This is a genomic window from Oleiphilus sp. HI0128 (genome assembly GCF_001635365.1).
Genome location: NZ_LWGG01000987.1, coordinates 74,961 through 98,189 on the forward strand (window position 1 = coordinate 74,961; position 23,229 = coordinate 98,189).

Genomic DNA, 23,229 nt, shown 5'->3' on the forward strand with positions numbered 1-23,229 from the left:
GGGATAAGCCGACTTACGCACAGCCTATAAACGAGATGTTGGTTCGACGAAACTCTGATCTCGACTAAAATTGTAAACTAGCATAAATTTTTGTGATATTGCCAGATTGAATATGTCTTAGCACTATGCCGAATAGGCGATCTCGGGTATCCTTGCGCGCTCTTTACACTTTGGTGAATGTGTAGCTTATAACTATTGATAGCGATGCCGCCAAACTTAATCTTGTTGGGCCCATAGGATGAGTGCCAGTTGTAGTTGGCCAGGGGAAACAGTTTAAATATGGCTGAGCAGTTTTTCGCGTTTTTACTCACAGTTTGGATGGAATCTTTATGAAATCATTGAGTTTAGCAGATCAGATTTTCTTATGGCTCGAGAAACGTCAGCAGCCAATGCATGTGGGTGGTTTGCACCTTTATCACTTTCCTGAAGATGCCGGCCCAAAATATGTGACAGAGCTTGCTGAGTATATGCGTTCCTTTCAGCAACCCATCGCGCCTTTTAATCAGCGTTTAAAATCTCGCTTCGGCCAATACCATTGGGAAGAAGATCTTCAGTTTGATCTAGAGCATCACTTTCGTCATAGCGCCTTACCAAAGCCAGGAAGAATTCGAGAACTACTCGCCTTGGTTTCGGTTAAGCATGGCGCCCTAATGGATCGAGAGCGACCAATGTGGGAAAGCCATTTGATTGAAGGTATTCGAGGTCGTCGTTTTGCGATGTACTTTAAAGCGCACCACTGTATGTTAGACGGTGTGGCGGCAATGCGGATGACAGCTAAGCTGTTATCAGAAGACCCTGAAGCTCGTGGTTTACCGCCTTTGTGGGCCTTGCCTCAAGTGAAGAAGATCCGTCCAGAAAATATTAATAATGCCAATATTGCGCAGAGTCTGGCAAATATCGTCGGTGAGGCCGGGAAGCAAATTTCTACGGTGCCGACGCTTATTAAAGAAGTGAGTCATGCTATAGGGCAGGCACGATCTAATCCAGATTATGTCTCTGTGTTTCAGGCGCCGAACAGTATTCTAAATAAGCCAATAACAGGCTCGCGTCGTTTTGCAGCGCAGTCATATCCAATAGAACGCTTTAAAACCTTGGCTAAGAAAATGGACGCCACACTGAATGATGTTGTGTTGGCTGTTTGCGGTAGTGCCTTACGTAATTATTTAATTAGTCAACATTCCTTACCCACTAAACCCTTAGTTGCGATGGTTCCAATGTCTATGCGCCGAGATGATAGTGCGGCGGGAAATCAAATTGCGATGATCCTTGCTAGCCTGGGAACCCATGTTGCTGACCCAGCTAAACGCTTGGAAATGGTAAAAAATTCGGTCAAAGATTCCAAAGAGCGATACTCACAGATGTCGCTTGAAGAAGCGATCAATTATACCGCTTTGACCTTGGCACCCGCTGGTTTGAATATGTTAACGGGTTTGTCGGAAAAACTTCAGGCATTCAACGTTGTTATTTCTAATGTACCAGGGCCAAAGAAAACACAGTATTGGAATGGTGCGCAGCTAGAGGGGATGTATCCCGTTTCAATACCTCTGGATCGTATTGCCTTGAATATTACTTTGGTCAGTTATGTAGATCAGTTAGAATTCGGCTTTACGGCTTGCCGCCGCACCTTGCCGTCTATGCAGCGTTTGCTGGATTATGTACAGAAGGGATTAGAGGAATTGGAAGTGGCAGCTGACATCTAAGATATTACCCTACTGACCATTTCGATTGGCAAGTAACAAACTTAACGACTAGTAGATATAGAGATATGACAAAGAAGACTGAAGATAAACCTCAATCGTTCGAGCAGAAAGTGAGCTATGGATTTGGATGGCAGTTTGGCCGTCAGATGCAAAAGAACCGCTTCGAGGGAATGGATATTGAAGCAACGATTCAGGCTTTGCGAGCATGCTTTAATGGTGAACCTTCGGCTTTGTCCGAAAGCGAACTCAACGAAGCCTATGACACGATTAAAGAAAAGCGCATGCAGTTCGAGAAAGATCGTACCGAGAAGTATCAGGATTTGTGCAAAACTTTCTTAGATGAAAATGCCAAGCGAGAAGGCGTACAAGTTACCGACTCAGGTCTACAGTACGAAATTCTGGAAAGTGCAGAGGGCGATAAGCCTAGTATTGATCAGACTGTACGCGTTCACTATCACGGCTCATTCATTGATGGCCAGGTTTTTGACAGCTCTATTACCCGAAATGAACCCGCTGAGTTTGCATTAGATCAGGTTATCCCCGGTTGGACGGAAGGTTTATCAATGATGCCTGTCGGCTCAAAGTGGCGCTTTGTAGTACCCTCTAAGCTAGCCTATGGTGAAATGGGCTCGCCGCCAGCAATACCGCCTAACGCGGTACTGGTATTCGATGTTCACCTGATGAATATTGTTAAGTAAGACTTGCCGTTTTTGCTACCAGGCACCTCGAAGAGCAATACTGCGTGGTGCCTGATTAAGGCCTAGGAAGCTTCTGCTTTCTCTGTATTTACAAAGTAATAGGAGGGCTGAGGGATGACAATTACGCAACTTACTGAACTATTAGGTTGGGCGGTTTTGATTAATCTTGCTTATCTGTCTCTGGCTAGTATCGCGGTGGTATTTTTCAAAGAGGCCATTACATCGATACACAGCAAGATGTTTGATCTTGAGGAAAAGCAACTGGCCCCTGTTTATCTTAGCTTTCTAAGCCAGTACAAAGTCATGACTTTGGTGTTTTTTGTTGCGCCCTACCTTGCGTTGAAGATTATGTGGCATTAGCTCTGCTTTGACCTGAGTAGCGCAGCCTACGGCTAGCGTGAAAACTTTAGAATATGGCCTTTGAACTGGCCCTCTAAATAGTCGGTATGCTCAGGCTTAAAGTGGCTTGAGCTAAAACCAAAGTCAATCATTCGTTTGCTGAGTTTGTTTTTTTTGCCGCGCCCAGGATCTACCAAAATGACCTCACTTGTTGGCTTGGAGTGTCTTTCAAAGAAATTAGCTAATAAGCTAATGTGTTCGTCTTCATATAATATATCGCTACCAATGATCAGGTCGAAAAGGCCTAAGCTATCATTATCTTTAGCCCAGTCTATACGTTCAAAGGTGATGTCGGCGTCGCTATTAAGTTCGGTATTTCGTTGTAAGAATTTTTCAGTTTCAGGGTGGTAGTCAGTGGCAGTAATATCGGCGTGCTGCTTATTTAGTAATAAACTCGATAAAGCCATGCCGCAACCAACTTCCAGGACCCTTTTATCACCAATAGTGTAGTTAAAGATGAAGTGTGCGAGCACCATACTGGAAGGCCAGATGACACCGAAGATGGGCCATGCTGCAGAGCTGATGCCCAGTTTCTCAGCGATGCCTTCCGGATCATGAAATTGCTGTCTGTCACGGAGTGTACAGAGATGAATATCGGTCTTACCAAACTCAATGGTTTGGTAGCACAAGCGTAAGTCTGTCATTTGGCTGCCTTCGTATTTGCGCTAAATATCTTTATAGATAATTAGCACAGAGTGGCGCTGAGCCAGGTATCGAGGATAAATGACAAAACGGAGTACTACTTAGGGTATAGCACCTGTAAAGAAAGGCAATGTATTTCGCTTATTCTTTGTACTGGGAAAATCGCTGATAATTGGCGCTTGTTAGGATTAACAACTGGCTAACGGCAACTAATTCTAGCTTGGCTAAACCTTGTAGCTTTAACGAGTGGTAGAACTCGGTTGGAAGATAAATGAAATCCTGTGAGGGTTGAAGAGCCTCAATAAGCTACAAGGGAGAGCTTATTGAGGCGGATAGCTTAGTCACTCTGGAATAAACTACTAGCAAGCATGGGCCAATGTGCTGACCAACCTTGCGTAGGGCTACGCTTAAATTCGCTACGCACATATTGGTGGATACGACCTTCGATATTTAAAGTGAGCAAACTCGCTGCACTGCTGCCGGTTAGGCGAGGTCTCTTTTGCTCGCGAATTTCAGCTTCTCGGATTATTTGGCGTAACTGAGTTTCAAGACGATCAAAGAACTGGGCAGAACGCTGTCGAATTTTTGGCTTTTCACCCGCCAATGCACCGCCTACTAATAAAGAACACATACCGGGGTTCTTTTCAGCAAAAGCCAATATAAAGATTACGATCCGCTGAAGTCGCTCAATGCTTCCAGGGACTTCTTGAGTAATCAATTTGATGCGTGTAAATACCGACTCTTCTATAAATTCTAACAGGCCTTCAAACATCTTCCCTTTGCTGGGAAAGTGTCGGTATAGCGCTGCTTCAGTGACGCCGACTTCCTTGGCAAGTTTAGCGGTTGTGATCCTTTCGCCAGGATTCTTCTCAAGCATCTGAGCCAGCACTTCCAGAATTTGCTGGCGACGATTAGGCTTGTTGCTTTTTTCTGTCTTGCTATTAGGGGTATTGCTTGTCGGCTGGTCCGGCATTCTCAGCGTTTCCTATAAATAATCACTAAATAAGTATTAAGGTCTATCTTGAGTCAATATGACTAGACGATCAAGCCCTCTATTGGCGAAGAGGCTGAAGCGTATAACTTACGTGGCATACGGCCAGCAAGATAAGCCGCTCGACCACTTTCTACTGCCAGGCGCATAGCCTGGGCCATTAGGATAGGGTCTTGAGCTGCAGCAATTGCTGTATTCATGAGTACGCCATCACAACCTAGCTCCATCGCGATACTTGCGTCTGAGGCTGTACCAACACCAGCATCAACTAATATTGGCACCTTCGCATTTTCGAGAATTAGCTTGATGTTGTAGGGGTTACGAATGCCAAGGCCAGAGCCAATCGGAGCACCCAAAGGCATGACCGCAACACAGCCCATTTCTTCAAGGCGTTTAGCAACAAGTGGATCGTCAGTGGTATAAACCATGACCTTGAAGCCGTCTTTTATCAGTTCCTCTGCTGCGATCAATGTTTCTGTTACGTCAGGAAATAAAGTCTTTTGATCGCCTAGTACTTCAAGCTTTACCAAGTCATGTCCACCCAATAGTTCGCGTGCGAGCTTACATGTTCGCACTGCATCTTTAGCGGTATAGCAGCCCGCAGTATTGGGCAGGATGGTGTATTTATCAGGTGAAATAACATCAAGTAGGTTGGGCTCGTCCTTGTTCTGGCCGATATTGGTGCGGCGAACGGCAACGGTGACAATTTCAGCACCGCTAGCCTCTATGGCCAAGCGTGTTTCTTCCAGGTCTTTGTATTTTCCCGTGCCAACTAACAAGCGAGATTGGTAGGTTTTACCGGCAACGGTTAAAGGCGTATTAATATTCGTTGTATCTGTCATAGCTGTACTCTAATTGCTGCTTGGGTTGTAGTGCGTGCTAATATATTGAGTGATTTTTCTAATCTTGAAAGAAGGTCTTCAGATGTCTAGCCACCGCCAATTGCGACGACCACTTCTACCTTATCACCTTCTTTTACTTCGTAGGTATCGTGTTCACTACGGGAAATTATTTCTTCGTTTACTTCGATGGCGTAGCGTTTTCCCTCGAGATCCAGGTGCTGTGCCAGTTCACTCAGCTTGAGTGAAGTGCTTAGCTCATAGGGTTCGCCATTCAGGTTTATCATCATTGTCGTTTTCCACCAGGGTATATCTATATAACGCGGTCTAGTTGGCTTTTCTAAAGGCTAGAAAAAGACACAGCCAACCAGCAATAAAACTCAGGCCTCCAAAAGGCGTTATAGCCCCTAAGAGACGGACTGCTTCGCCAGTAAATGCCTCACTGAATGCAAGCCCATAGAGACTACCACAAAACACTATGATGCCAAGCAGGAAGAAGCTATAACTTGCGTTTAAAAGCTTTTGCGAATGTGGCAGAGGGGAAGCTTCCTTGAACAGGCTCAATATCCCGACCACTAGAATCCCGCATGAGTGAAACATCTGATAATGAACACCCGTTTGATACACTTCTAGCATGCGCTCGCTAATCATCGCTTTTAAGCCATGAGCGCCAAAAGCACCCAAGATCACTGCTAGCATGCATAGCAATGCGCCTATCATAAGCTGGGAATTAGGCTTCATAAGCGAACCTTTCTTTAGTATCGATGTTTAAAGCAGTAAGTGAACCACCCCAGACGCAGCCGGTATCGATAGCTTGAAATTGGTCTTTGTTTGCGCCAGTGAGCCCTGTATTACCCGAGAGTGCCGCCCAGTGTCCGAATATTAGCATGGTGTTGTCGGGCCGAGGCAGGCTGAACCAGGGGACATAGTTATCGGGGGCATCGTCGAGGGTTTCTTTGACGGCAAAGTCGAGCGCACCGTTTTGTTTAACAAAGCGCATGCGGGTAAAGTAGTTTGTAATAGCACGCAGGCGCATCATGCCCGTGTGGTGCTCAGACCAGAGTGCGGGCTCATTGCCATACATCAGGTCAAAGAATGCTTCGTAATCTCCGCGACATAACTCATTGGAAACTTCTTGATTGTAACGATAGGCTTGCTCTGTTGACCATATATGAGGAATGCCGGCGTGACTCATTGCAAGCTTCTGCTCTTTATCCCATATCATTAGAGGTTGATGGCGTAACCAGGTCATCAATTCATGGCAGTCATCTGCTGCAAAAATTTCAGCAAAGGTGTCTTTTCTTTTAGGCTGGCGCTTTAAATAGTAGGTAGCCAATAAGTGAAGGTCATGATTACCAAGAATAACCTTGGCAGGATGTCCGCCTTGGTTACCCAGGCTTTTGATCAGGCGCAGACAGTCAAGCGAGTCGGGGCCTCGATTTACAAGGTCTCCTGCGAACCATAGTTCGTCACGGTTCTGGTCAAAAGATATCTGGTCGAGTAGACGGGTGAGTGCTTGATAGCAGCCCTGAACGTCACCGATGGCATAACGAGCCATAAGCTTTCCTTGTTAGTTATTATTCGTAGGGAAGGGGATCGGCAGCGCTATTTTCTGAAAACGCTTCGAGTCGCTCTTGGCAAGCACCGCATTTGCCACAGGCCTTTTCTCTGCCGTTATAGCATGTCCAGGTTTTACCGTAGTTAAGTCCCATTGCCAGCCCTTTGCTCAGTATTTCTGTCTTATTGATATCCTGAAAAGGTGCAATAATATCAACCGCTTCGTAGTTAGCGATTTTAGAAACCGCATCCATCTTTTCGATAAACTCAGGGCGACAATCCGGATAAATAGCATGATCACCACCGTGGGCGCCGTAGTAGACGGCACTGGCTTTTATTGAAACTGCATAAGCGATCGCAAGAGAAAGCATTACCATATTACGGTTGGGGACCACCGTCGATTTCATGCTTTCTTCTTCATAATGCCCTTCAGGGATTTCAATGTCATCCGTGAGTGAGGAGCCGAGTAATAATTGATGGATTGCGGTGATGTCGACAATTTTATGAGGCAGGCCTAAGTCGTCACATACCTTCTGTGCGTAGTGAAGCTCTTTAGAATGCTTTTGACCATAGTTAAAAGACAGGGCGTAAACTTTCTTACCTTGAGCAATCGCTTGATTTAACAGGGTGAATGAATCCATTCCGCCGGAATAGATAACAACGACTTTATCGCTCATAGCTTCCTCATATAGTCCTTACAGTTGAATTGTGTGGCATTTTATCTCTGTGAACTGGAAAAAGACAGCGGGCTTAGGCCAGATGGTTCAAGGGAACAGAAGTTCGATCGATAATCTTTCTTAGTACAAAGCTGGAATGAACACCGGTAACGCCGGGTATGCGTGTTAGTTTGCCTAAGAGGAAAGCTTGATAGGCATCCATGTCACTCACCAATACTTCAATCATATAGTCCGCAGCTTGCCCGGTGATTAGCATGCATGAGAGTACCTCCGGGCAATCGCTCAATGTTTCCTCAAAGGTATCAAAGCGGTCGTTAGTATGTCTATCCATACTGATTTGTACTAGAGCTGTGAGCTTTAGCCCCAACTTTTCTCTATCTAATAAAGTGACGGTTTTAGATATGAGGCCGCTTTCCTCTAGTTGTTTGACTCTTCGTGAGCAGGGAGAGGGTGATAGGCCGACTTTTTCAGCTAATTCAAGATTGCTGATCCTTCCATCTTTCTGTAGAGCGTCAAGTATGCGCCGGTCAGTTCTATCAATCTTGATCATAGGGTTAGATATATATGCTAATAAAGGTTGCTTAAAAGGTTATTTATTGCTTAATTCTGGTTCAAATAAGAAATAAAAGCAATCTATAACTACATATTGACGCATATAATATCCCTATTGTTGAGCAGTACTCATCTCTCTAGAAATGTAAGGTATAGGAGCATCGCGATGTCATTTGACCACCGTAAATATCAGGCTTTTCCTCGTATAGAGTTGCCCTCGCGCCAGTGGCCTAATCAGCATATTGAGCGTGCGCCGATTTGGTCAAGTGTCGATCTTCGGGATGGAAACCAAGCCTTGATAGAACCCATGTCAGTTGAGCAGAAAAAACGCTTGTTCAAGTTGCTGGTCAAGGTAGGGTTTAAGGAAATTGAAGTCGGCTTTCCAGCGGCATCGCAGCCTGATTTTGACTTTGTTCGTTGGGTGATTGAAGAGCAACAGGTCCCGGATGATGTAACTTTGCAGGTTTTGACCCAGGCACGGCCCGAGTTAATCGAGAGGACATTTGAGTCTTTGAAAGGTGCGCGTAGAGCGATTGTTCACGTTTATAACTCCACTTCTACGGTACAGCGGGAGCAGGTTTTCAAGCTTGGAAAGCAAGGTATTATTGATATCGCCGTAGCGGGTGCCCAAAAGGTTCTAGGCGAAGCAGAAAAAGCGCCAGAAACAGAATGGGTTTTCCAGTATTCACCAGAGAGCTTTACCGGGACAGAAGTCGATTTCGCGGTAGAAGTCGTCGATGCGGTAACTGATGTGTGGCAACCAAGTGTAGAAAAGCCCTGTATCATTAATTTGCCTGCCACGGTGGAAGTGTCTACGCCGAATGTTTTTGCTGACCAAATTGAGTGGTTTGGAAGTCACGTTAAACGTCGAGACGCTATTATCTTGAGCGTGCATACCCATAACGATCGAGGTTGTGGTGTGGCTGCAGCAGAACTAGCTGTTATGGCCGGAGCCCAACGAGTTGAGGGTACCTTGATGGGGAATGGCGAGCGAACGGGAAATATGGATGTCATTACCATGGCGATGAATCTGTATAGCCAAGGTATCGACCCTGAATTGAACTTCTCTGATATGGATGAAATTATCCATACAGTTAAGGCGTGTACACAAATAGATGTTCACCCTCGACACCCTTACGCTGGCGACTTGGTGTTTACCGCTTTTTCTGGCAGTCATCAGGATGCGATTAAAAAATGCTTGTCTGTGCGTAAAAAAGAAGATCCATGGCAAGTTGCTTATTTGCCGATAGACCCGACTGATTTGGGGCGTAGTTATCAGGAGGTTATTCGTGTTAACTCGCAATCGGGCAAAGGCGGTATCGCATATAGCCTAGAGCGTGATTATGGCTTGAATTTGCCTCGCTGGTTACAGGTGGAATTTAGCTCAGCAGTACAAAAAGAAGCGGAGCTTAGCGGAGGTGAAGTTGATTCCGATAGAATCTGGGCGCTTTTCAGGGAAACATATATTGAACAGCAGTCTCCAGTGCATCTAGGGCCTTTTGAGATGAAGCGCTCAACGCATGACAGTATCGAGGCCCAGATCTTTACTGCTCAAGGTTCGGTGAATGTATCAGGTCAGGGACATGGTTTGATGGATGCTTATGTTGATGCCATGAATGCGCAATTTTCGTGTGATATGAAGGTATTGGAGTATTCTGAACATGCGCTTGATCATAGGACCGATGCTGAAGCAGTGACCTATGTTCAGGTCAACATCAATGGCCAGCGCTTCTCGGGGGTGGCGATTCATGAGGATATTGTTACGGCATCTTTGAATGCAGTGATGAGTGCTTATAATCAGTTTATAGCCAAGCAAAACGGAGCCAGCAATAGACTTACTGGCACTTTATAGCCGACTAAACTTTTAGCAGGTTAATAATTTGCAAGGTAGCCTGATTGAAGGAGGGTGAAGGGAAAAATTGTGATAGCATCAGCTCATCATAATTTTTACTGAGTAATAACAATAGGGAACGATATGAAGAAAACACTTTTATTTGCAGTAATGCTAAGCTCTGCCAGCACAGCATCCGCGGGCTTTTTTGACTCGATCTTTGGTAAGAAAGAGGCGGCTCCAGTTGCTCAAACTACCATGACAAATGAAGTAGCAAAAGCTGCGAGTGAAGAGGTGCCAGCAGAAGCATCTGAGACGGGTTCTATGGTTGATATGGCGATGGGGTTATTGCCTACTTTGACTCAAGGGTTGGGAGTTTCTAGTGACCAGGCTGAAGGTGGAATGGGTGCTTTGTTAAAGTTGGCGCAGACAACTCTTTCAGGCGATGAGTTTGGTTCTTTGAGTGAAGGCATTCCTGGTATTGAGGGTATGTTGGCGGCTGCGCCGAGTTTGGGTGATAGCTCAGGCGCGGGCTTAGGTGGCATACTGTCTAAAGTAAGTGGCGCATCAGGTTCACTAGGCGCGCTAGGAGAAGTCACAAAACAGTTTGAAGCCTTAGGCTTGAGCCCGGATATGGTGCTGAAGTTCGCACAGATGGCCATTGAATATTTCTCTGGAGACTCTAAGTCATCTGATGAGCAAGGTTCAGGTATCGATATTGGTGGTTTACTACAGAAAGGCTTAGGTGCAATTTTGTAGTTCTATCGCAAATTACGAATAAAAAAGGGTGCTATGAGCGCCCTTTTTTATTGCGATAAGTGACGGCTTTACTTTCCTGCGCTTTCTAAAGGAAGTAGCTTTAATTCTACACGGCGATTAGCCTGACGGCCTTCGGCAGTGTCATTAGAAGCAACTGGGAAGCGTGGCCCTTTACCCGAAGAGTGAATGCGCCCAGAGGCAATGCCACGAGTCTGGAGTGCATACTTAACGCTGTTAGCACGCTGTTCGCTGAGAGTCTGATTAAACGATAGCGCGCCAGTGGAGTCTGTATGCCCGGTGATTTCAATTGCAGTCTTATCAAATTCCTTTAAGACCAGTGATACAGAATGAATGATTTTCTCAAAACTGGCCTGTAAATCCGACTTACCCGTTTCAAAGGTAATGTTGCCAGGCATCACTAAGATTATTTCGTCGCCCACACGCTTAACGCTTACGCCGCTATTTTTTAGCTGGTGCCTTAGTTTTGCTTCTTGCTGGTCCATGTAATAACCCGCACCACCACCAATAGCGCCACCGGCAACGGCACCAATAAGTGCGCCTTTGCCTCGGTCAGACTTACTCGAGGTTGCAACCCCGATCAGTGCTCCCGCGACTGCCCCGGTCACTGCGCCTGTCGTTGCGCTTGATACTTCTTCTTCACCGGTATAAGGGTCATAGGTCATACAAGCACTGGTTAAGGATGCTAGAACAGTAAGGCTTACGATTTTCTTATTCAACATGAGTTTGCTCCATTATTTCCGTATATATAAATAGTGCTAAAAGGTGCTTAGACTTCGTCTACGTCAACTTGTCCGGATAGCCTGCGCCGAATATGAGACCAGCTCATGCCCAAACATAGAATTGCAGATATAAAAATTTCTAATAACCAGACGAAAGCACTGGGTTCACTTATGCTAATTAAGCCAATATCGATTAATGCCCAGATAATAATCGCGACGAGCAGCGCTGCGAGGGTGAGCCCGACGGGCCCTAAAGATTTTAGCGTAGCTCTAACGTAAATAACCCAGCCAATGATTAAGGCGACTGCTGATAAGGCTAACCAGGGTGTTGGTTCTGATATAGAAGAGAGCAACCAGTGGTAATAAGAAAAGGTGCTTGGGTTGTAGCTCAATAATACAAGTAATAAAGCGAAAACGAAGCGAATCGCGATGCCTTTGGATGTAATGCTCTTCATTCAATGGGAACCTGTTAAAGAATATTTATCTTCTTAGTATAATAAGCAATGCACATTATAAATACTTACCAATTAGATACCTTGTTCGTTCTGCTGCAAAGCCCACAATTGGGCATATAGACCTTGCGCTTTGATAAGAGAGTGGTGGCTTCCTTGCTCGACCACGCCACCCTTATCAATGACAATAATACGATCAGCATCGACAACGGTGGAAAGGCGGTGGGCGATAACTAGACTGCTCTTACCTGCCGATACTTCTCTGATTGCCTCCATCACTGCGGACTCAGATGCGCTATCAAGCGAGCTGGTTGCCTCGTCAAATAGCAGTATTGCCGGGTTCTTGAGGATGGTTCGGGCAATGGCAACACGTTGTTTCTCGCCACCGGAAAGTTTAAGACCTCTTTCCCCGACTTGAGTTTCATATTGCTTGGGTAAGCCCTCAACAAAGTCTTTCAAATGAGCAAGTTCGATTGCGTGCTTTACTTCTGCATCGCTTGCACCAGGGCGACCATAGCGTACGTTTTCAATCAGGCTGGTATTAAATAGAACGGTGTCTTGAGGCACTACGCCAATCGCTGCGCGCAAACTGTGTTGGGCGCAGTGCTTAATGTTCTGATCATCAATCAGAATCGCACCTTTGCTGGTGTCGTAAAAACGAAATAGTAGCTTCGCGATAGTTGATTTTCCGGCGCCGCTGCTACCAACAAGCGCTACTTTTTCTCCTGGCTGCACGGTAAAACTGAGATTGCTCAGAATCGTTCTACTTGGCTCATAGGCAAAGGAAATATCTTTAAACTCGATCTTCCCGTTTGATACTGTCAGGGGCTGAGCGTTTTGCGTGTCGACAACCAAAGGTGCTTCTTTAAGCAGGCCAAACATACGTTCTATATTGGTCATCGAGCTTTTGATCTCTCGATAGACGAAGCCCAAGAAGTTTAAGGGTAGGAATATTTGCATCATAAAGGCGTTAACCAATACGAAATCACCTAAAGTCATACGTCCGGTGCTGACTTCATGAGCTGCCAGTACCAGCATGGCGGTTAGCGATGAAGAAATGATCAGTGCTTGTCCGCCATTCAGTGCAAATAAAGTGAGACGGTTTTTGCGCTTTGCTTGCTCCCACTTTTCTAGTTCTTTATCGTAAAGGTCCGCTTCATATTGCTCGTTAGTAAAGTACTTAACGGTTTCATAGTTGAGTAGGCTATCAATTGCCCGGGTGTTACTTTTGCTGTCAGCCTGATTCGCTTCGCGAATAAACTGGGTGCGCCAGTCAGTGGTGGTCTTGGAGAACCAGACATAGGCGATGACTGATATCAGTACGATCAAGGCAAACTCGAAGCGATATTGTTGCCATAAAATACCCATGACCAGAAACAGTTCGAGAAAGGTGGGGGCAATATTAAACACCAGAAAGCGCATCAAAAAACTAATGCCATTTGTGCCGCGCTCAATGTCGCGAGATAAACCACCCGTTTGGCGGTTCAAGTGAAAGCTTAGACTTAATGCATGAAGGTGCTCGAAAACTTTTAGTCCTACGCGACGCATCGCTCTTTCGGTCACGCGTCCGAATAGGGTGTCGCGGATTTCGCCTAGTAACACATTCATCAGCCGTACCAGACCGTAGGCGAGTAATAAGCCCAAAGGTACAACGAGCAGGGATAGTTCATTATCAGCTAGTTGTTGGTCTAGGTCATCGACGACGTGCTTGAGAATAAAGGGCATGGTAACGCTAGCGACTTTTGCTGCAACCAGACATAACAGAGCGAGAGCGATGCGCTGCTTGTATTCCAAAAGGTAGGGAATGATTTGCTTGATGATTGACCAGTCAATTTCTCGATTGGGGTCAAAGTCTGAACGCATACCGCGCATGTGAAGTATCCTAAGGAAAGAAAGCGCTTAGTGTAGCGTAAAAGGGATAAGTGCCAAAGCGCAATGGATCAGATATGATCTTACTATTCGACGCCCTCTATTTTAGGAGAACTTAGTTTTGTCAGCTCAGCGATTAGTTAAAGTACTAGCGCCAATTGTAGTGTTGTTGCTATGCCTTTTGTTGGCCTATCAGATAAGTCAGTCGCAACCACCCGCGAGCAAGGGGCGTCCTTCAAAGGCAAATCCTTTATTGGTCGAAGTGGATAAAATAGCGCCTCGGGACTTTCAGGTCACGGTAGAGTCCTATGGTGTTCTGAAGGCTAATACCCGGACGAATCTGTTGTCCCTGGTCTCGGGACAGGTTTTAAAGGTCAGCCCTGCTTTTCAGCGGGGTGCTTTTGTCCAAGAGGGTCAAGTCCTGTTGGTGATCGATCCGCTTGAATATGAGGTGAGCTTGCAAACTGCGCGTAGTGATTTGGCTAATGCGGAGTTAGCTCTGGCGGAGGAGGAAGCGCGTTCCGAGCAAGCACTTCGGGATTGGCGTACCCAAGAAAAAATCAATAGTACACCGGCGCGTGATTATGCGCTGCGTTATCCTCAGCTAAAAGCGGCCAAGGCTAAGTTGGAGACGGCTAAAGCCAAGCTATCCTTGGCGCAGAAAAACTTGGAAAGAACTAAAGTTCGAGCACCCTATGATGGTCGTTTGATAGAAACCTTCGTCAATAAAGGCAGTGTCATCAGTACTTCCACGCCCGTGGCAGAGCTTTATTCTAGTGAGTCTTTGGAGCTTAGCTTACCCATAGCTAGTAGGGATCTCGCATTTCTGGACTTACCTTCATCAGAGAGCTATCAGGATACCTCTTCATCAGCTTATGTCCGCATCGAGAACTCCTTAGTTGTACCAGCTGAATATTGGCAAGCAATGATTGTCGGTACTGAGGCGCTGGTTGATGCTGAAAACCAACAAATCTATGCGCTGGCAAAAATAGTGAAGCCGCTCACTTCTGAGAAATCGGAAAGGCCGGTACAAGCGCTAAAGGTTGGACAATATTTGCATGCAAACATACAAGGGAAAACTATAGATGAGGCGATATTAGTGCCGAATTCGGCGATCTATCAGGGCACGTATGTCTATGTTGTAGAGAAAATAGAAAAACAGGATGTGCTTGCCAGGCGGGAAGTAAACGTTCGTTGGCGCAATGAGGAACTTAGCCTGATTGAATCTGGTTTAAATATTGGCGACCTGCTAGTTAGAACACCTTTGGGGCAAGTGACGAGTGGTACGCGCGTGGCGATCGATAAGCGAGTAGAGGGCGCTGCAGACAAGCATCAAGGAGAATCACCTTGATTGCATGGTTTGCTCGAAATGATGTTGCGGCAAATTTATTGTTGCTGACCATTCTGGCTTTAGGTCTAGGCTCATTGCATTTCTCAATTCCTTTGGAGGTGTTTCCCAGTATAGAACCGCGCTCGGTGCGCGTCACCATCGCGATCCCGGGAGCGATGCCAGAAGATGTCGAGACCAGTGTCAGCATAAAACTCGAAGAAGCCGTGCAAGACCTAGAGGGTATAGAGGATGTAGTGAGTAATGCCAGTGAGGGGCAGTCCCTTCTGATTATTACTCTGGATGACAACTACGACCCACAGACTTTGCTAACAGAAATAAAGAATCGCATTGATGCGGTGAATAATTTGCCTGCGGATGCAGAGCGGCCTGTGGTGAGTTTAAGCAAGCGGAAACGGGAAGTTATTAGTGTCGCGGTGTCTGGCGATTTATCGGAACGGGAAATTCGCCAACAGGCACAGCATGTACGTGATCAATTGCTTGATATTGAAGGGATTACCCAGGTTGAATTAGACGGTGTGCGTGATTATGAAATTAGCATTGAAGTTAACGAGCGGGTATTACAGAAGTATGGACTGAGTCTGTCGCAAGTGGCTTTGGCGATTCAGCAACACTCAAGAGATATCTCTGCCGGAAGCTTAAAAAGTAATGGCGGTGAAATTCTGATTCGCTCTAGTGGGCAGGCTTATAACAAACTAGAGTTTGAGCAGATTCCTGTGCTGAGTCGAGCTGATGGTAGTAGCGTCACGGTTGCAGACTTGGCCAGTGTTAATGATGGCTTTGAGGAAAGCGCCATACTGACCCGCTTTAATGGTCGGCCGGCGGCCTTGGTCGATGTTTATCGTGTCGGTCAGCAAAGTGCTATCGATGTGGCGGATAAAGTCAGGGCCTATTTGCAGGAAGCTGAGTCTTCATTACCCGAAAGCGTTCAGCTTGATGCTTGGCATGACCGCTCAAAAATCGTTAAAAAGCGTCTGAAAACGCTTTCAGATAATGCCATACAGGGCGGTATATTAGTCCTGCTCTTGCTGACTTTGTTTCTGCGTCCTGCCATTGCTTTTTGGGTCTGCATTGGTATACCGGTTTCCTTTATGGGCGCATTGTTAGTGATGCCATTGTTCGATATTACCATTAACGTGATTAGCCTCTTCGGCTTTATTGTTATTCTGGGGATAGTCGTCGATGACGCCATTGTTACCGGCGAGAATATATACTCTCACCTGCGGCGTTCTGAGTCAGGTTTGGAAGCCGCGATCAATGGCACTAAAGAAGTCGCAGTTCCGGTAACCTTTGGTATTTTAACGACGATCGCAGCTTTTCTTCCCATTGCGTTTATTGAAGGCGTGCGCGGGCAATTGTTTGCGGCGATTCCGGTTGTTGTGATTCCTATATTGGTATTTTCTCTAATTGAGTCCAAGCTTGTTTTACCAGCTCACTTGAAGCGAATTAAGCTACAACCTCAAAATCAAAGCTCAGCCTTGGTGGCTGGCTTATCTCGTTTTCAGCAGCGCTTTGCCGACGGTTTTGAAAGTGTTGTCTTGCACTACTATCAGCCAGCACTTCAGTTGGCCTTGAAGTATCGCTACCTTTGTCTGGCGCTTAGTTTTGGTCTCTTATTTATTTTGTATGCCTTGGTTTCGACTGGGTGGATGAAGTTCATATTCTTCCCGAAGGTTCAAAGTGAGTTGGCACGTGCTAACCTGGAAATGCCTATAGGAACACCCGTCGAAGTGACTGATCGATATGTCTTGTCAATGCTGGGAGCTGCCCGTGAGCTTCAGGATAAGTATCACCTGGAAGGCGAGGCGGTGATTCGAAATATCATGGCAACAACTGGCTCTTCTGGTGGTTCGAGCCATATTGGGCGCGTGATATTTGAAATTACGCCGCCAGAAGAGCGTACTTTGGATATCACCAGTCGCGAGCTGGTTAATGAGTGGCGTGCATTAATTGGCCATGTGCCGGGCGCAGAGAAGTTAACTTATCGTGCTGAAATTGGTCGAGTCAGTGACCCGATTGATATCAAGCTGAGTGCGCAGGACTTTAATGCTCTCTCAGGTATTGCTGAGCTAATAAAAGAAAAGTTGGCAAGCTACCCGGGGGTATTTGATATTTCCGATAGCTATTCAGACGGTAAAGAGGCGATTGAGATAGTGCTTTTGCCTCAGGCTTCAGTATTAGGCCTGACACGTCAGGATATTATGTCTCAGGTGCGTGAAGCCTTTTATGGCTACGAGGTGCAAAGAATTCAGCGTGGTCGTGATGATATCAGGGTTGTGGTGCGTTATCCGAAGAGTGATCGGCAGTCTATTCGTTCACTGGAAGAATTCTTGATTCGTAATGCCCAGGGAAGTGCTGTGCCGCTCTCTCAAGTCGCGAGCTTACGAGCAGAGTCAACGCCGGCTGTTATTAGTCGTTTGAATCTGAAGCGTACTATTAGCGTTCGGGCTGATGTCGACAAACAAGCAACCAATATGTTGGTGTTGCAACAGGAGCTACGAGATTATATTGACCGGCAGCTTGGGCAGTTTCCGGGTGTGAGCTACAGTATGGAAGGTGAAGCGAAAGAGCAGCGCCAGTCTTTCGGGAGCTTGAAATGGGGCGTCTTATTTGTGCTGTTTATAATTTATAGCTTATTGGCGATCCCATTTAAGTCTTACTTGCAGCCGGTGGTCGTCATGGCGGTGATTCCTTTTGGCGCAATCGGAGCCATTGCCGGGCACTGGATTATGGGGATGGACCTGACGCTAATTAGCTTGCTGGGAATGTTGGCGCTTACGGGAATTGTCGTGAACGATAGCTTGGTTCTGGTGGATTTTGTTAACAAGCGCCGCAAGGAAGGCAGGGACTTATTGCTAACAGTTAGCGGTGCAGCTGCTGCACGATTCCGCCCAGTTATTCTTACCTCTTTGACCACCTTCTTTGGTTTGATGCCATTGCTGTTTGAACAGTCAACCCAGGCTCAGTTTCTGATTCCGATGGCGGTCTCTTTAGGCTTTGGTATTGTTTTCGCTACCTTAATTACCCTAGTGCTGGTGCCGGTAAATTATTTGGTGATTGCCGATATACAGAGACTGTTTCGCAAGCAAGCACTTAGCGACTAAACTGGCAGTAGCGGTGTGCCAGGCTAATCATGGCTTGATCTTCCGTCTCGAGTATAAGTTCTTTATCTTCGATATAAGAGAGTGCCTGCCCACTCAGCTGATTGCTACTTTGGCTCTGTTCCAGGTAGCAATATTGTTCAGAGGGAGTTTGTAGGTCATCTGGCTCGTAAGTCTTACCTGTTACCACATATTCACCTGTCGATATAAGTGTGCGGTGAAACACGGTAAAGGAGGTATCAATAAAGGCTTTGTCTGGATTGTTATTTGAATCTTGAGCCTCAGAGATAATCTTTAGGGCATCACTAGTCTTTCGGTCTGAGGCGGACTTGAGTATCGATTCGGTATAGGTGATATCGCTGCTGAAAAAGCTGCCTGAGCTTGAGAGCAACCACCAGATAGCCGCAGCTGTTAGGGCAAGCACGCAGAGGCTGACGGTGATGTGCATGGCCATCAGTGTGCGACGAGAGCTCTGCTGGAACTGATAAAGAGAGGAGAGCTCCAGTTGTTTATCCACTTGGGTATCTATAGCACGATTCATCGCATCGAAGTTGTGCGAGACGGACTCGTATTGCTCAGACTCTTTATCGCCTGTTGTTTGTTCACTTGCTTGCTTAGCCATCACTATGCCCGTTATTAGGCTTGGTTTCATCACGGCCTTTAGTATTGTTTTCCTTTAGGTCTTGCTCATCAAAGCTGTGATTCTCGGCAAGTTTGAGTAGCGACTTATCCTCCGTATACAAAGGTACGTGTACGATTTCCTTTTTGATGATCTCGACAGGAACTTCAACCTTAACCACTTTCTCGACAGGCACTTCTTTGATGACTTCGGTGGCGACTTCTTTTATCACGGGGCGGCGCTGCACTTGTCTCCAGTAGATGATAAGGCGGCGGGCGCTATTGAAAGCTTTCTTGGTAATTGAAGGGATGCTGTCTCGATCTGCTTTATAGTCTGCAATTGATGGGTCTCGAATAACGTAGGATGCAAAGGCCAATAAGATGCCAGTCACGGCAATAAGCAAAGCAAGGCTACCAAACCATAGTGTTGCAATGGTCATCACATCCTTTCTGCCCAGGTCAGCTGCAGACTCTTTGTTATACCACCATTGAGCCATGCGGTAGACTTGGTTGTCGCCAACTTTCAGGTTGACCAGATTACGCAGTTCAACGCGCTGTTTGCTCTTGTCAAAGATAGTCTGATCGAGTTCTTTAATAATGGCATCATTTTCAGAAAGCTGTTTGAATTCCTTTTCTCGTATTTGCTCATTCTCGCCTTGCTGTTCTTGGAATTTCTTTTCGACACGTGCCAATTCCTTCATATGAGTTTGAATGACCGATTCGATATCTTTTTCGCGGGCTCCTAGACTCTTGCTGAGCTTCAGTGATAGCGCCTGAATTTTTTGGTTTAGCGTATCTTCTCGTGCCTGATAGCGATCTTTGACGGCCTCGATATCCTGGTTATAAGTGGCTCGGAGTGTCTTTTGTTTGTCTGAGTCACTGAGTTTATTCAGTGCAAGGCGTAGGTCTTCAACCTTCTTCTCTTGCGTTTCGACGAGAGCATTCTGTTCTTTCTTAACTGAGTTTTCAGAGAAGAAGCCTGCATCAGCGATTTTCTTCTCTCGCTTCACTCGAAGCTCTTTTAGATAGGCTTGTTCATTGGCAAGCTGTTGTTGAAGGCTTCGGCGTTGAGTGTCTAGCTCACTGCTGGCATTGAGCGTCATTTGTCGTGAAGCCTCAATCAGTGCATCCAGTTCCTTCTGACGGTCAGCGCGTAAAGCTTTGAGCTGCTCGCGTCTATCTTCAATTTGCGCAGATAGGCCTTTGATATATTCATTTTGAGTTGCAGCGCGTAAGCCCTGAATGCGGTCCTGAATTACTTCTGCTTGGCGAGAACGCTCTTCTGATATGATGGCATGACGCTGGCTGTATTCGGCTTCAATTTGCGAAGAGCTTAAGCTTGCCAGACGAGTGCGCCGTATTTCGAGTGGTTCAATTTCCTCTTCGACGGCCACTAGTTCTTTCTTATGTTTATCGATTGAGAAAATCAGGGCATGAAAGTTTCTTTCGAAACCATTGAGGGCTGATTCAAAAGTGATAAAGGCTAGAAAAATTAGGGAGGTACCGAAGATAAACTTCCACTTTGTATTGCTGGTTTTATAGGTCGCCGCAACAAAAGGAATTTTGGTGATTTCGACAATCGCGACCATCAAAAAAGGCATCATGGCGATAAACACATTGGTGTAATCGCCAAAGCCCAAACCCTGAGGGCGATTATTTTCTATCTCGGTGAACGAACTGATGCCTTGCATAATGGAGATGGCAAAGCCGATAATCACGGCGCATATCTCAACCGCCCAGGCAAAGAATATTAGCTTTTTGCCAATGCTCTCGCGTTCCGGGTTTATCGTTAAAGAGGGTGCTTGAACCGGCTCAATTGAACTGGTAACGGTTTGAGCTTGGCCGTTTGTCATGCCTTTGGGTTTCCGTTATTGTTATTTTTTCGATTGTTTGTGTATGTTATCGAAGTTTTACGCTTAAGCTACTTCGTTCACACTATCTTCTAATAGTGAGTTAATTCGCTATCTAAATCAGTGACTCAGGTATGAAAAATAGTATTGTTCTCGCTAGTTTGCTTTTTCTGCTTCTTACTAGTGCCTGTACTACCCGGCAATTGGCGGAAGTATCTCCTCTTGAAGAAGATGTGTCAAAGCTTGAGAAGCTTAGTCCTGAAGAGAAGCAGAGCAAAGAGAATGAGACAGCGGAAAAGAAAGCCAAAAAAGAAAGTCAGGCCGCTACTAAGCAGATAGAGCCAGAATCACCTTTGCAAAAACAAGCTGAAAAGGCATCCCAAAAAAAGCTCGGGCAGCCTTCCGATAAAACACAGGCTAAGCAAAAAGAGAGGCAAACTTCGCAGAAGTCGGTGGAAGCTTTGGAGCAAGAGTATTCAACTGAGCCTTCAAGTATGCGCTCAAGGGATGAGTTGGAGAAGAGTAGCGATAAGGCTTCGAAGAATACATACTCTCCTATGAAAGATAGTGCAGCGGCTTCGGCTAAAGAAGATCAACAGGATGGCGTGGGAAAAAATGCGCTTGAACAACTAGAGCAAGCAGCTGGTGGAGAAAAAGCAGGCACGAAGTATTTAAAAGATAAAGATGATGAAGACCCTTCCTTGGAAATAAATGGAGTGCTTAGTGATAGCGATACTGAAGGTAATGCTTACCATATAGAGGGTGATGATGCCCCTGTAACGATTCTGGGAGAGGGGGGGGAAGTGATTATTTTACAAAAAGATCGTGAGCAAACATCCACTTTTCGGAAACGGAGAACCTGGAATATGCAGCGTCAGTTCTAAGTTAATACAGCTTGTTTGCGCTCTAAAGCGATGATTATCTAGGGCTTGATGCTGACTGCTTCACGTATCATGGGATGAAAGCTTGCTCTATACTTGCGTCATTTGTAGGATAGCCTCTAATTGCCGAAAGGAGGTCTGGGAGAGTTTGATGAAAAAGTTGAGTGCATGTGTCCTGATTGCCGTATCGCTGCTTATGGGTGGCTGTCAGAGCTTTCAAAAAGATAGGGACTTGGAACTGTATATTGTTGGTGCTGGCTTGAGCTATGCGATTGGTAAACATGTTTGTCGTCATAGTGAATTCGTTGAAACCTGTGGTGTAAGTGCCGCGGCTACCTTTATCGTTTGGTACTAAGCTTTATTTATGTCGGAAGACCTTCTTCGCCTGGATAAACAGGTTTGTTTTTCTTTATATAGTGCTTCCAATGCGATGGTTCGAGCCTATCGGCCATTCCTTAAATTACTGGACCTGACCTACCTTCAGTACATTGTCATGATGGTATTGTGGGAAAAAGACGAAATCAACGTCAGTGATTTAGGGGAGCGGGTTCATCTGGACTCAGGAACCTTAACACCTTTATTAAAGCGTCTTGAAGCGAAAGGCTTATTGAGTCGAAGTCCTGGTCTTCGTGATGAGCGAGTAAAAATTCTTACTTTGACTGAAAGTGGTCGCTCTCTAAAAGCTGAGGCGCAAGCGGTACCTGAGCAAATGCTTTGCAAGCTTGACCTACCTCCTGAGCAGTTACAAACCTTAAAGCAGCAATGCGAGGCGCTGCTCAAAGTACTGTAATTGTTTCCTTTAAGACTAGTGTGCAGCAAGCCAGCTGGTGAGCCTATTCTCTTGTCTGAGGTGCGGTTGTAAGGCATCAAGCCAGGTCTGTAACTTCTCCAGATACAGTTTTTGGCACTGTTCAATTTTTTTCTGATCCCATGCCAGCTCTTCTAATAGCTCATGATAGGCTTGCTCTGTTCTGTTCACGCGAGCCAGATAGTCTTTGCCGAGTATTAAGCAAACGGCTTTGCGGTAGCGCTGCTCATCGAGTGAAACCTCAGCTTCGTAGTCTTCTTCGCCGCCATAAGGAATAGATTGCCTGATTAGTAGAAATGCTTCCGTTGCTTCCAGAATAAAGTCGCTGTCATGGTGGTTCAGGTTGATAAGCATAAGGGTCGAGAAGTTATCCAGTGCAAATACTTCTTGCCCGGATACGCCTAAATCAAACTGACTAACCAAGGCTCTGCCTAGTTCAAACCACAAATATTTTTCAACGGCTGCGCTGTATATCGCTTCTTGTATACCCTCTTGTTGAGGGTATTTGGCAATTAGGCCTTGATCTAGTTGGTATAGAAAGGAGAAGGGGATGTCGATCTTTATATCAACCTGGCTGGTTTGTTTGTTGTTCGAGCTTGCAGTGTCAAGTGCTAAAGGTTGGCTCGTTGTAGCCTGGTCAGCTTGGTGAAAGTGATAAATGATGCTTTGTTTTAAAATAAGGTCTTGTTCACTAAATATTCGCAAGCGTTCGAAAACTTGAGACTTTTTCAGACGTGTAATTAGCTTGGTATCGTATTCACTCTTAGCGTCAGTTTGAAATGATAAGTCTGATGGCTGTTGAGGCTCAGTAATAGAGATCGATGCGTAGGTGCTGAAGGTTAGGGTTGACGTTATAAGCAGGAGCAGTAATCTGATATGTATAGAAGGAGTCATGGGAAGCGTCTATTTATTATTTA

Annotated in this window: 24 protein-coding genes; 10 read left to right on the forward strand and 14 right to left on the reverse strand. The window is 45.8% G+C overall.

Annotated elements, in window-relative coordinates:
• Window positions 1-329 precede the first annotated feature (329 nt).
• The 3 genes from A3763_RS16695 to A3763_RS16705 all read left to right on the forward strand — a co-directional run bounded on the left by A3763_RS16695 (window position 330) and on the right by A3763_RS16705 (window position 2,758).
• On the forward strand, window positions 330-1,700 hold the full coding sequence (locus A3763_RS16695) for a wax ester/triacylglycerol synthase family O-acyltransferase (RefSeq protein ID WP_068512090.1): 1,371 nt from the start codon (window positions 330-332) through the stop codon (window positions 1,698-1,700).
• Window positions 1,701-1,765: 65 nt separating this feature from the next.
• Complete coding sequence (locus A3763_RS16700; RefSeq protein ID WP_068512094.1) at window positions 1,766-2,398, forward strand: FKBP-type peptidyl-prolyl cis-trans isomerase; 633 nt, start codon at window positions 1,766-1,768, stop codon at window positions 2,396-2,398.
• A 114-nt stretch (window positions 2,399-2,512) separates the two neighbouring features.
• A complete protein-coding gene (locus tag A3763_RS16705) occupies window positions 2,513-2,758 on the forward strand; it encodes a DUF6868 family protein (protein ID WP_068512097.1) in 246 nt (81 codons plus the stop codon).
• A gap of 32 nt (window positions 2,759-2,790) precedes the next feature.
• Here A3763_RS16705 and A3763_RS16710 read toward each other — a convergent pair whose 3' ends face one another.
• The 8 genes from A3763_RS16710 to A3763_RS16745 all read right to left on the reverse strand — a co-directional run bounded on the left by A3763_RS16710 (window position 2,791) and on the right by A3763_RS16745 (window position 8,053).
• Window positions 2,791-3,441 (reverse strand): methyltransferase, encoded by a 651-nt coding sequence (locus tag A3763_RS16710; protein WP_068508015.1) that lies wholly within the window; start codon window positions 3,439-3,441, stop codon window positions 2,791-2,793.
• Between the two features lie 335 nt (window positions 3,442-3,776).
• Complete coding sequence (gene slmA / locus A3763_RS16715) at window positions 3,777-4,412, reverse strand: nucleoid occlusion factor SlmA (protein ID WP_068512101.1); 636 nt, start codon at window positions 4,410-4,412, stop codon at window positions 3,777-3,779.
• A 62-nt stretch (window positions 4,413-4,474) separates the two neighbouring features.
• Complete coding sequence (locus tag A3763_RS16720; RefSeq protein ID WP_068512104.1) at window positions 4,475-5,272, reverse strand: thiazole synthase; 798 nt, start codon at window positions 5,270-5,272, stop codon at window positions 4,475-4,477.
• 86 nt (window positions 5,273-5,358) lie between these two features.
• On the reverse strand, window positions 5,359-5,559 hold the full coding sequence (gene thiS, locus A3763_RS16725) for a sulfur carrier protein ThiS (protein WP_068512106.1): 201 nt from the start codon (window positions 5,557-5,559) through the stop codon (window positions 5,359-5,361).
• A gap of 37 nt (window positions 5,560-5,596) precedes the next feature.
• Window positions 5,597-6,010 (reverse strand): DUF423 domain-containing protein, encoded by a 414-nt coding sequence (locus A3763_RS16730; RefSeq protein ID WP_068512109.1) that lies wholly within the window; start codon window positions 6,008-6,010, stop codon window positions 5,597-5,599.
• Complete coding sequence (locus A3763_RS16735) at window positions 6,000-6,827, reverse strand: symmetrical bis(5'-nucleosyl)-tetraphosphatase (RefSeq protein ID WP_068512112.1); 828 nt, start codon at window positions 6,825-6,827, stop codon at window positions 6,000-6,002. Before A3763_RS16735 ends, A3763_RS16730 begins: the two co-directional genes overlap by 11 nt.
• Before the next feature lie 19 nt (window positions 6,828-6,846).
• Window positions 6,847-7,503, reverse strand: coding sequence for a 7-cyano-7-deazaguanine synthase QueC (gene queC / locus A3763_RS16740; RefSeq protein WP_068512115.1), 657 nt, complete (start codon window positions 7,501-7,503; stop codon window positions 6,847-6,849).
• Between the two features lie 73 nt (window positions 7,504-7,576).
• Complete coding sequence (locus A3763_RS16745; RefSeq protein WP_068512117.1) at window positions 7,577-8,053, reverse strand: Lrp/AsnC family transcriptional regulator; 477 nt, start codon at window positions 8,051-8,053, stop codon at window positions 7,577-7,579.
• Between the two features lie 168 nt (window positions 8,054-8,221).
• Between A3763_RS16745 and leuA the strand changes: the two genes are divergently transcribed.
• Both leuA and A3763_RS16755 read left to right on the forward strand, forming a co-directional pair.
• A complete protein-coding gene (gene leuA / locus A3763_RS16750) occupies window positions 8,222-9,907 on the forward strand; it encodes a 2-isopropylmalate synthase (RefSeq protein WP_068513469.1) in 1,686 nt (561 codons plus the stop codon).
• A gap of 123 nt (window positions 9,908-10,030) precedes the next feature.
• Window positions 10,031-10,645, forward strand: coding sequence for a DUF2780 domain-containing protein (locus A3763_RS16755; RefSeq protein WP_068513472.1), 615 nt, complete (start codon window positions 10,031-10,033; stop codon window positions 10,643-10,645).
• A 68-nt stretch (window positions 10,646-10,713) separates the two neighbouring features.
• Here the strand turns inward: A3763_RS16755 and A3763_RS16760 are convergent, their stop codons facing one another.
• The 3 genes from A3763_RS16760 to A3763_RS16770 all read right to left on the reverse strand — a co-directional run bounded on the left by A3763_RS16760 (window position 10,714) and on the right by A3763_RS16770 (window position 13,709).
• Window positions 10,714-11,385, reverse strand: a complete 672-nt coding sequence (locus tag A3763_RS16760) for an OmpA family protein (protein ID WP_156490355.1) — start codon at window positions 11,383-11,385, stop codon at window positions 10,714-10,716.
• A gap of 47 nt (window positions 11,386-11,432) precedes the next feature.
• A complete protein-coding gene (locus A3763_RS16765; RefSeq protein WP_068553254.1) occupies window positions 11,433-11,840 on the reverse strand; it encodes a DUF6524 family protein in 408 nt (135 codons plus the stop codon).
• A 72-nt stretch (window positions 11,841-11,912) separates the two neighbouring features.
• Entirely contained in the window at window positions 11,913-13,709 is a 1,797-nt protein-coding gene (locus tag A3763_RS16770) for an ABC transporter ATP-binding protein/permease (RefSeq protein ID WP_068634436.1), read from the reverse strand.
• Window positions 13,710-13,827: 118 nt separating this feature from the next.
• Between A3763_RS16770 and A3763_RS16775 the strand changes: the two genes are divergently transcribed.
• Together A3763_RS16775 and A3763_RS16780 are read left to right on the forward strand one after the other, a co-directional pair.
• Window positions 13,828-15,057 (forward strand): efflux RND transporter periplasmic adaptor subunit, encoded by a 1,230-nt coding sequence (locus tag A3763_RS16775; protein ID WP_068513481.1) that lies wholly within the window; start codon window positions 13,828-13,830, stop codon window positions 15,055-15,057.
• Window positions 15,054-18,158, forward strand: a complete 3,105-nt coding sequence (locus A3763_RS16780) for an efflux RND transporter permease subunit (RefSeq protein WP_068740444.1) — start codon at window positions 15,054-15,056, stop codon at window positions 18,156-18,158. Before A3763_RS16775 ends, A3763_RS16780 begins: the two co-directional genes overlap by 4 nt.
• Here the strand turns inward: A3763_RS16780 and A3763_RS16785 are convergent.
• Both A3763_RS16785 and A3763_RS16790 read right to left on the reverse strand, forming a co-directional pair.
• Window positions 18,148-18,777 carry a hypothetical protein gene (locus A3763_RS16785; RefSeq protein WP_068553390.1) on the reverse strand — a complete coding sequence of 210 codons (630 nt, stop codon included), beginning with the start codon at window positions 18,775-18,777 and terminating at the stop codon, window positions 18,148-18,150. The two genes, A3763_RS16780 and A3763_RS16785, sit on opposite strands and share 11 nt — an antisense overlap.
• On the reverse strand, window positions 18,770-20,626 hold the full coding sequence (locus A3763_RS16790) for a hypothetical protein (protein ID WP_068553389.1): 1,857 nt from the start codon (window positions 20,624-20,626) through the stop codon (window positions 18,770-18,772). Before A3763_RS16790 ends, A3763_RS16785 begins: the two co-directional genes overlap by 8 nt.
• Before the next feature lie 131 nt (window positions 20,627-20,757).
• On the opposite strand from A3763_RS16790, the gene A3763_RS16795 reads away from it, so the two are divergent.
• The 3 genes from A3763_RS16795 to A3763_RS16805 all read left to right on the forward strand — a co-directional run bounded on the left by A3763_RS16795 (window position 20,758) and on the right by A3763_RS16805 (window position 22,294).
• Window positions 20,758-21,507 carry a hypothetical protein gene (locus A3763_RS16795; protein ID WP_068554474.1) on the forward strand — a complete coding sequence of 250 codons (750 nt, stop codon included), beginning with the start codon at window positions 20,758-20,760 and terminating at the stop codon, window positions 21,505-21,507.
• A gap of 148 nt (window positions 21,508-21,655) precedes the next feature.
• Window positions 21,656-21,859 (forward strand): hypothetical protein, encoded by a 204-nt coding sequence (locus A3763_RS16800; protein ID WP_068513493.1) that lies wholly within the window; start codon window positions 21,656-21,658, stop codon window positions 21,857-21,859.
• A gap of 9 nt (window positions 21,860-21,868) precedes the next feature.
• On the forward strand, window positions 21,869-22,294 hold the full coding sequence (locus A3763_RS16805) for a MarR family winged helix-turn-helix transcriptional regulator (RefSeq protein WP_068513497.1): 426 nt from the start codon (window positions 21,869-21,871) through the stop codon (window positions 22,292-22,294).
• Window positions 22,295-22,309: 15 nt separating this feature from the next.
• Here A3763_RS16805 and A3763_RS16810 read toward each other — a convergent pair whose 3' ends face one another.
• Complete coding sequence (locus tag A3763_RS16810) at window positions 22,310-23,206, reverse strand: DUF4344 domain-containing metallopeptidase (protein ID WP_068513500.1); 897 nt, start codon at window positions 23,204-23,206, stop codon at window positions 22,310-22,312.
• Between the last annotated feature and the right edge of the window lie 23 nt (window positions 23,207-23,229).

Bases quoted from the DNA above. Each gene is read 5' to 3' on its own strand.
- A3763_RS16695 (WP_068512090.1), top strand. From the start codon at position 330: ATGAAATCATTGAGTTTAGCAGATCAGATTTTCTTATGGCTCGAGAAA.
- A3763_RS16700 (WP_068512094.1), top strand. From the start codon at position 1,766: ATGACAAAGAAGACTGAAGATAAACCTCAATCGTTCGAGCAGAAAGTG.
- A3763_RS16705 (WP_068512097.1), top strand. From the start codon at position 2,513: ATGACAATTACGCAACTTACTGAACTATTAGGTTGGGCGGTTTTGATT.
- A3763_RS16710 (WP_068508015.1), bottom strand. From the start codon at position 3,441: ATGACAGACTTACGCTTGTGCTACCAAACCATTGAGTTTGGTAAGACC.
- slmA (WP_068512101.1), bottom strand. From the start codon at position 4,412: ATGCCGGACCAGCCGACAAGCAATACCCCTAATAGCAAGACAGAAAAA.
- A3763_RS16720 (WP_068512104.1), bottom strand. From the start codon at position 5,272: ATGACAGATACAACGAATATTAATACGCCTTTAACCGTTGCCGGTAAA.
- thiS (WP_068512106.1), bottom strand. From the start codon at position 5,559: ATGATGATAAACCTGAATGGCGAACCCTATGAGCTAAGCACTTCACTC.
- A3763_RS16730 (WP_068512109.1), bottom strand. From the start codon at position 6,010: ATGAAGCCTAATTCCCAGCTTATGATAGGCGCATTGCTATGCATGCTA.
- A3763_RS16735 (WP_068512112.1), bottom strand. From the start codon at position 6,827: ATGGCTCGTTATGCCATCGGTGACGTTCAGGGCTGCTATCAAGCACTC.
- queC (WP_068512115.1), bottom strand. From the start codon at position 7,503: ATGAGCGATAAAGTCGTTGTTATCTATTCCGGCGGAATGGATTCATTC.
- A3763_RS16745 (WP_068512117.1), bottom strand. From the start codon at position 8,053: ATGATCAAGATTGATAGAACTGACCGGCGCATACTTGACGCTCTACAG.
- leuA (WP_068513469.1), top strand. From the start codon at position 8,222: ATGTCATTTGACCACCGTAAATATCAGGCTTTTCCTCGTATAGAGTTG.
- A3763_RS16755 (WP_068513472.1), top strand. From the start codon at position 10,031: ATGAAGAAAACACTTTTATTTGCAGTAATGCTAAGCTCTGCCAGCACA.
- A3763_RS16760 (WP_156490355.1), bottom strand. From the start codon at position 11,385: ATGTTGAATAAGAAAATCGTAAGCCTTACTGTTCTAGCATCCTTAACC.
- A3763_RS16765 (WP_068553254.1), bottom strand. From the start codon at position 11,840: ATGAAGAGCATTACATCCAAAGGCATCGCGATTCGCTTCGTTTTCGCT.
- A3763_RS16770 (WP_068634436.1), bottom strand. From the start codon at position 13,709: ATGCGCGGTATGCGTTCAGACTTTGACCCCAATCGAGAAATTGACTGG.
- A3763_RS16785 (WP_068553390.1), bottom strand. From the start codon at position 18,777: ATGGCTAAGCAAGCAAGTGAACAAACAACAGGCGATAAAGAGTCTGAG.
- A3763_RS16790 (WP_068553389.1), bottom strand. From the start codon at position 20,626: ATGACAAACGGCCAAGCTCAAACCGTTACCAGTTCAATTGAGCCGGTT.
- A3763_RS16795 (WP_068554474.1), top strand. From the start codon at position 20,758: ATGAAAAATAGTATTGTTCTCGCTAGTTTGCTTTTTCTGCTTCTTACT.
- A3763_RS16800 (WP_068513493.1), top strand. From the start codon at position 21,656: ATGAAAAAGTTGAGTGCATGTGTCCTGATTGCCGTATCGCTGCTTATG.
- A3763_RS16805 (WP_068513497.1), top strand. From the start codon at position 21,869: ATGTCGGAAGACCTTCTTCGCCTGGATAAACAGGTTTGTTTTTCTTTA.
- A3763_RS16810 (WP_068513500.1), bottom strand. From the start codon at position 23,206: ATGACTCCTTCTATACATATCAGATTACTGCTCCTGCTTATAACGTCA.